This is a genomic window from Nonomuraea turkmeniaca, assembly GCF_005889735.1.
In the GTDB taxonomy this organism is placed as follows: Bacteria; Actinomycetota; Actinomycetes; order Streptosporangiales; family Streptosporangiaceae; genus Nonomuraea; species Nonomuraea turkmeniaca.
Window position 1 is genome coordinate 1 of record NZ_VCKY01000381.1, and the last position, 6,491, is coordinate 6,491.

6 protein-coding genes are annotated in these 6,491 nt (G+C 70.5%); 2 read left to right on the forward strand and 4 right to left on the reverse strand.

All coding sequences use genetic code 11. The annotated features are described in order from the left end of the window. Both ETD86_RS51640 and ETD86_RS51645 read right to left on the reverse strand, forming a co-directional pair. On the reverse strand, positions 1-1,072 hold a 1,072-nt coding region (locus tag ETD86_RS51640), incomplete at its 3' end, for an AAA family ATPase (RefSeq protein ID WP_138673940.1). Then, positions 1,073-2,182: an exonuclease SbcCD subunit D gene (locus ETD86_RS51645; protein WP_138673941.1), complete on the reverse strand. Its 1,110-nt coding sequence runs from the start codon at positions 2,180-2,182 to the stop codon at positions 1,073-1,075. Positions 2,183-2,291: 109 nt separating this feature from the next. Here ETD86_RS51645 and ETD86_RS51650 point away from each other — a divergent pair, with 109 nt between their 5' ends. Next, positions 2,292-3,785 carry an alpha/beta hydrolase family protein gene (locus ETD86_RS51650; protein ID WP_138673942.1) on the forward strand — a complete coding sequence of 498 codons (1,494 nt, stop codon included), beginning with the start codon at positions 2,292-2,294 and terminating at the stop codon, positions 3,783-3,785. On the opposite strand, the gene ETD86_RS51655 is transcribed toward ETD86_RS51650, so the two are convergent. Together ETD86_RS51655 and ETD86_RS51660 are read right to left on the reverse strand one after the other, a co-directional pair. Continuing rightward, positions 3,758-4,681, reverse strand: a complete 924-nt coding sequence (locus ETD86_RS51655) for an alpha/beta hydrolase (protein WP_138673943.1) — start codon at positions 4,679-4,681, stop codon at positions 3,758-3,760. The genes ETD86_RS51650 and ETD86_RS51655 overlap by 28 nt on opposite strands. Position 4,682: 1 nt before the next feature. Then, positions 4,683-4,988, reverse strand: a complete 306-nt coding sequence (locus ETD86_RS51660) for a hypothetical protein (protein ID WP_138673944.1) — start codon at positions 4,986-4,988, stop codon at positions 4,683-4,685. Between the two features lie 119 nt (positions 4,989-5,107). Here ETD86_RS51660 and ETD86_RS51665 point away from each other — a divergent pair. After that, the coding region (locus ETD86_RS51665) for an LCP family protein (protein ID WP_246149483.1) at positions 5,108-6,491 on the forward strand (1,384 nt) is incomplete at its 3' end.

Sequence of the window (6,491 nt, forward strand, 5' to 3'; positions counted from 1 at the left end):
GGGGGCGGGCCCGGGACAGGGCGTCGGCGGCCATGGTGCGGGCCTTGGCGGCGGCTTCCTCGCGTTGCCTGGTCGCGGTGATGAGGGGGATCACGCGGTCCGCTCGGGCGGCGTCGTCGAGAATGGCCTGCAGGTCGGCGCGTTCGTCCGCGCGCTCGTCGAGCGTGCGGCGCGCGGTGAGCGCCTCGGCGTGGCGGCGCTGCCTGTCGGCGAGGGCGGTGGCCTGGTCGAAACGCAGGCGTGCCGCCCGCAACGCCTGCCCCGCCGCCGCGTCTTCCTGGGCCGTCCGCACCACGACGGCCCGCGCGGCGTCGAGCAACGCCCCTGCCCACCGCAGGGGGTCGGTGCCGGGATCCGGTGGCGTCTCCGCCGGTGCCGGGTGGGTGAGTGACGTGCGGAGGCCGTCGCCAGCGGCTTCCTCCACGCGCTGGATGGCGAAGTCCACCTGTTGCCGGAGCTCCTGCGCCTCGCGCCACGCCAGCTTGCGCTGCTCGGCGAGCCACGACTCCGCCGCCGTGAAGACCTTGACCGTGAACAGCCGCTCCAGGAGCTTGGCCCGCTCCTCCCCGTCCGCTCGCAGGAACTTGGCGAAGTCGCCCTGGGGCAGCATGGCCACCTGCCAGAACTGGTCGGCGTTCATGCCGAGCAGCCCGCCCACCAGGTCCCCCGCCTCGTCCAGCCGGGTCGTCAAACCGTGCCAGGAGGACCCGAGCCGCTCCGAGACGACGACCTTGGACTTCTCCTCCGTGAACCCCGTGCCTCGCAGCTTGGGCCGGTGCCAGGCGGGCGAGCGCTGGATGCGGAGTAAGCGGCCCCGGATCGACACCTCCAGGGTGACCGACGGCCCGGCCGAGGGCGGGGCGTGGTCGCAACGGAGGCTGCGCGCGCTGTTGCGCTGCCCCGGGACCTGGCCGTAGAGGGCGAAGCACAGCGCGTCGAGGATCGTGGTCTTGCCCGCCCCGGTGGGTCCGTGGACGAGGAAGAGGCCGGCCTCGGCCAGGACGTCGAAATCGACCGTCTCGGTGCCGGGAAAGGACCCGAACGCCGTCAGCGTGAGCCGGTGCGGCCGCATCTACGCCATCGTCTCCTTCGCCCTCGACGCCTCGATGGCCTGTCTTAGCAGGTCTTCCTCCTCAGGTGCGGCAGGCTCGCCGCGGACTTCCCTGACGAAATCGAGCGCGACCTCCGCCTCGGGCCGCCCGCTCAGCCGTGCGGGCTGGACGGAGGGCACGGCGCCGACCGGGTCGAAGGAGAGGGCGAGCGTGTGAGGGAAGCGGGCACGCAGCCGGTCCATGGCGGATTTGGGGCGGACGGCGTCGGTGAGGGTGACCTGCAGCCAGTGGCCTTCGAGGTCGGCATATTTCGGATTTGCCAGGAGCTCCTCCAGCTCCCCGCGCAGCCGCGCGACGGGCCGGGGCACCGGCGCCGGCACGAACTCCACCGACGACCCCAGGTCCACCAGCCACGACCCCTTGACCTGCCCGGCCTCGGAGAAGGAGTAGGCCAGCGGCGACCCCGAATAACGCACGGTCTCCGACATACGCTGCCGCCCGTGCAGGTGCCCCAGCGCCACGTAGTCCACCCCGTCGAACGCCGCCAGCGGCACGTGGGCCACCCCGCCCACGCTGATGTCCCGCTCGCTGTCGCTGGCCTGCCCGCCGGTCACGAAGCAGTGGGACACCACCACCGACGCGCGGCGGCGGGCGGCATCGGCCCTGATCCGGTCCATCGCGTACGTGATCGCGGCGGTGTGGCTGCGATCCGGCAGCTCCCAGGGCGCGCGGACCAGCTCAGGCTCCAGGTAGGGGATCCCGTAGAAGGCCACCTCGTCCACCAGCACCGGCTCCCAGGAGAGAGCCGGCGCGGCGCGTACGTGCACCCCGGCCGCCTCGAACAACGCCGACCCGAACCGCAGCCGCAGCGCCGAGTCGTGGTTGCCGCTGATCAGCACCACCCGCGCCCCCGCCGACACGAGCCGGGCGAGCGCCTCGTCCAAGAGCGCGACCGCGTCGACCGGCGGCAGCGCCCGGTCGTAGACGTCGCCGGCGACGGCCACCACGTCGACCCGCTCGGCCCGCACCGTCTCCACCAGGTGATCGACGAAGGCCGCCTGCCCCGCGAGCAGGCTCTCGCGATGGAAGGTGCGACCCAGATGCCAGTCGGAGGTGTGCAGGATCCGCATGTCGCAGGAAGCTAACAGTTCTCACCGACAAAAGCGGCCCCTATGGTCCCACCAGCCAGGAGTAGGCTGGACGATCGGAGCGGGCAAATCAACGCACATGGGGAGGCCGATGCGCGCGGGCCGTGGCACCTTGAGCGTAGCCGCCGGTCTTGTGCTGGTGGCTCTTGCGACGGTCGGCTACGTGTTGCCGCCCGCGTTCGACCCGCCGCCGCTCAAGGCGGAGCCGGCGTTCCAGGCGATCGCGCCACAGCCGGTGAGCGAGGCGCGGCCGGTCGTGGCGGTCGCCTCCGTCCACCGGCGGGAGATCTCGGTCTCCGCCGAGGGCCAGCGGCTGGAGGGCACGCTGCGGATGCCCATGACTCCTGGGCGGCATCCGGCGATGGTGTTCGTGTCGGGGTCGGGCAACGGCTCGCGTACCGAGTTCACGCCGCAGGCGGAGTTCCTGGCCAAGGCGGGCGTGGTGACGATCGCGTTCGACAAGCGCACGATCGGCTACAACTTCCGCGAACGCGACTTCGCGCTGCTCGCGGACGACGCGCTGCGCATGGTGGAGTACCTGCGTACGCTGCCCGAGGTCGATCCCACGCGGGTGGGCATCTGGGGCGTCAGCGAGGGCGGCTGGGTGGTGCCGATCGCGGCGGCCAAGAGCACGGCGGTGGGATTCGTGGTGCTGGTGTCCTCGCCGAACGTCTCTCCGCTACGTCAGGTCGCCTGGGCGCTGAACGAGCAGCTGCTCAGGCTGCGCGCCCCGGTCGGCGCGCGCGACCTGCTCACCAGGGCGATGGGCGGGGTCGGCTTCAACTTCCTGCGGTACGACGCGATGCCCGCTTTAAGCCAGATCAAGCAGCCGGTCCTGGCGTTCTACGGCACCACCGACCCCTCGATCCCCTTCGTCGAGTCCACCAAGGCGCTCATCACGGCCATGGACAAGGCGGGCAACGACGACTACACGATCCGGTTCATGGCCAAGGGCGACCACGCCATGCGCGTCCACGGCGGGCCGTTCACCAAGGGCTATCTGGAGACCCTCACCAACTGGATCACCGGCCTGCCCGCCACCGGGAAGCCGGCGGTGCACATGGCGGGCGCCACCCCCGTGCAGCGGTTCGAGGCCAGCGACGTGCCCGAGGCCCCCTGGTACGCGGGCGGCACGATGCTGGGCCTGACGATCTGCCTGGCCGCGGTCGGCTACGTGGCCGGCCCTGTCGCCGCCGTCCTCGTCCGCCTGCGCGGCCGCGGCCACCTCACCGTCGAGAGCAACGCCCGCCTGTGGCGGCCGATCAGGCGCCGGCTGGTCAGGATCGCGTGGACCAGCCTGGGCCTGCTGGCGTCGGTGGTGGCGTTCATCATGCTGCTGGTGCTGTTCTCGATCAACCAGGCGGGCGCCTGGCCGGCCGTGCTGGCCGGCTGGCTGGTCGTGCGGCTGCTGGCCGTGCTCATGCTGATCCAGGAGGTCACGGCGGTGGCGGCGTTCGTGTCGGCGCTGCGTGAGGGCATGCAGCCGAGCCGCTGGCAGCACGTCGCGGTCGCGGGCGTGCTGGGCGGCACCGGGCTGCTGATGGTGGCGGCGGCCTACTACGGGCTGTTCTCGTTCCCCTGGTAGACGAAGGCGTTCATCCAGCGGTCGAGCTCGGCGAACACCTGCTTGCGCACCGGCTCGGCGGACAACACCAGGTCGTGCAGGCCCTCCTGGATGCGTACGCAGGTGACGTGCGGCCCGACCGAGGCGGCCCAGCGGGCGATCTGCCGCGGGTCCAGCACGATATCGGCCGAGCGCGCCTCCGGGACGAAGTCGCGTACCCGCAGGCCCGTCGACGAGGCGAGCACCAGCACCGGCACGTCCACCGCGAGACCCGCGTGCAGGCGCCGCTGCGCCCGCCGGATGGCCGCCAGCCACATGGCGTGCACGGCAAAACCGCTCAGCGGCTTGAACTCCAGGTCGTAGTCCCACTCGCCGTGGTGGTCGCGGTGCAGGGTCTGCCCGTACACGGTGCTGATCCCCAGCGGGAGCGCCCTGCGCGTGTACGACAGCGGCGTCTTCAGCAGGTCGGCGGCGACGCGCAGCGGCGTGGACACGTTCAGGTCGAAGAACGGGCTGTTGAGCACGAGGCCGTGCACCAGGCCGCGCCCGCGGACCCGGTCGGCCCACAGCGGGGCGATCAGGCCGCCGGTCGAGTGCGCGTTGATCGTCAGCTCGTCGTGGTCCTGCCTGATGATCCGTACGGCCTCGTCGATCTCGGGGAAGTAGTCGGTGACGCTCCTGATCAGGCCCCTGGTCTGGTGCGGCAGCAACGAGCGACCGTATTTGCGCAGGTCGAGCGCGTAGAAGTCGATGCCGCGCTGGACGTAGTGGTCGGCCAGGTGATCCTGGAAGAAGTAGTCGGTGAACCCGTGCAGGTAGAGCACCGCCCTGCGGGATCCGGCGGTCCTGGAGATCAGCGTCGCGACGACTTCGCCCTCGAAGTCGTCCGGGAGGCGCAGCGTGGTGATCTCGTACATGCTAGCCACCATAGGGATTTTCCGGCCGGAAGGGCACACTCGGCGGCAGATCCTTGCTCACCTTCATGGGGAAGCCGGCCTCTCGCTTCTCCAGGAACGCCGTGACGCCTTCCACCATGTCGGGCGCGCGGCCCGCTCGGCCATGAGCCGCGCGCACGTCGGCGTCGGCGTCGGCGTCGGCGAGGTCGAACGCCTCCAGCAACTCTTCTCGCATCGTAAAGGTGAGCGCGTTGCGGCGATCGGGGCGGTTCAATGTGATGGTGGCGACTCGGTCGTCCACGCCGTGGTCGATCCCAGAGAAGGGCATACCCGAATTTTATTCGGTTACTGATGTTCACTCTCCGATAAAGACATATTTCGTATTCCATGCGTAGGCTGCCGACTCGATTCAGGCCTAGGGTCGGCACTCGGGGAAACGGGGATGGCGTGCAGCAGGCGAAGGGACCGGCGAACGCCGGCGAGGTCCTCGGCTGGCTGGTGCTCACGGCACTGGTGCCGGGGGCGGCTCACCTGCGCGCGGGCTGGCGCAAGACCGGCCTCATCCTGATCTCCTGCTATGCCGCGGCGTTACTGGCGCTGCTCGCGGTGTGGCTGATGAACGACCTCGACAACCTCGCGGGCTCGCTGGTCGAGAACTCCCGGCTGACCGCGATCATCGTCGGCGCCGGGGTCCTGGGATTGGCGTGGTTCGGCCTGATCGTGCACTCGTTCGTGGTGCTGCGGCCGGGGCGGCTGCCACAGGCCGGGCAGATCGTCACCGGCACGCTGGCCGGGCTGCTCGCCGTCGTGGTGATGGTGCCGTTCGGGTGGGTCGGGCAGTTCGTGTGGACCTCGCAGCAGACGCTCAACGAGATCTTCCAGGAGAGCCCGTCCAACGGCGAGTCGCCGGCCGCGGCGCAGCCGAAGCCCGAGGACCCGTGGGCGGGGCGGCAGCGGGTCAACATCCTGCTCCTCGGCGGGGACGCCGACGACCACCGGGTGGGCGTGCGTACCGACAGCATGAACCTGGCCAGTGTGGACGTGAAGACCGGCAACACCGTGCTGTTCAGCCTCCCGCGCAACCTGGAGAACGTGCGGTTCCGTCCGGGCACGCCCATGGCCGAGCGTTTCCCCAACGGGTTCCGGCTGCCGCCCGACGCCGCCGGCGGGCGCAGCGACCTGCTCAACAGCGTCTGGGAGTACGCCGACGCGCACCCGGAGATCTTCGGCGGCAAGCAGCGGCAGGGCCCCAAGGTCCTGATGGACACGATCGGCTACACGCTGGGCCTCAAGGTCGACTGGTACGCCCTGGTCAACATGTGGGGCTTCGCCCGGCTCATCGACGCGATCGGCGGCATCACGATCACCGTGGAGACGGACGTCGTGTTCGGCAAGTACAACGAGGGCCTGGTCAAGGCGGGCACGCGCAAGCTGAAGGGCGCCGACGCCATGTGGTACGCCCGCTCGCGTACCAACAGCGACGACTACACCCGGATGCGCCGCCAGCGCTGCGTGCTCGGCGCGCTGCTCGACGAGGCGAATCCGGGGACGGTGCTGACCAAGTTCAACAGCATCGCGCTCGCCACCAAGGAGCTGATCAGAACCGACATCCCGCGGCCCATGCTCTCCCACCTGGTGCCGCTCGCGCTGAAGGTCAAGAACGCGAAGGTGACGAGCGTGCAGTTCGTGCCGCCGCTGATCAACACCGGCTATCCGGACTGGGTGAAGATCCGCACCATCGCGACCAAGGCCATCCGTGACTCGTCCGCCGCCAAGCCGCCCCTCGCCGCCAGCGCCTCGCCCGGCGTGTCGTCGAGCCCCACCCCGAAGA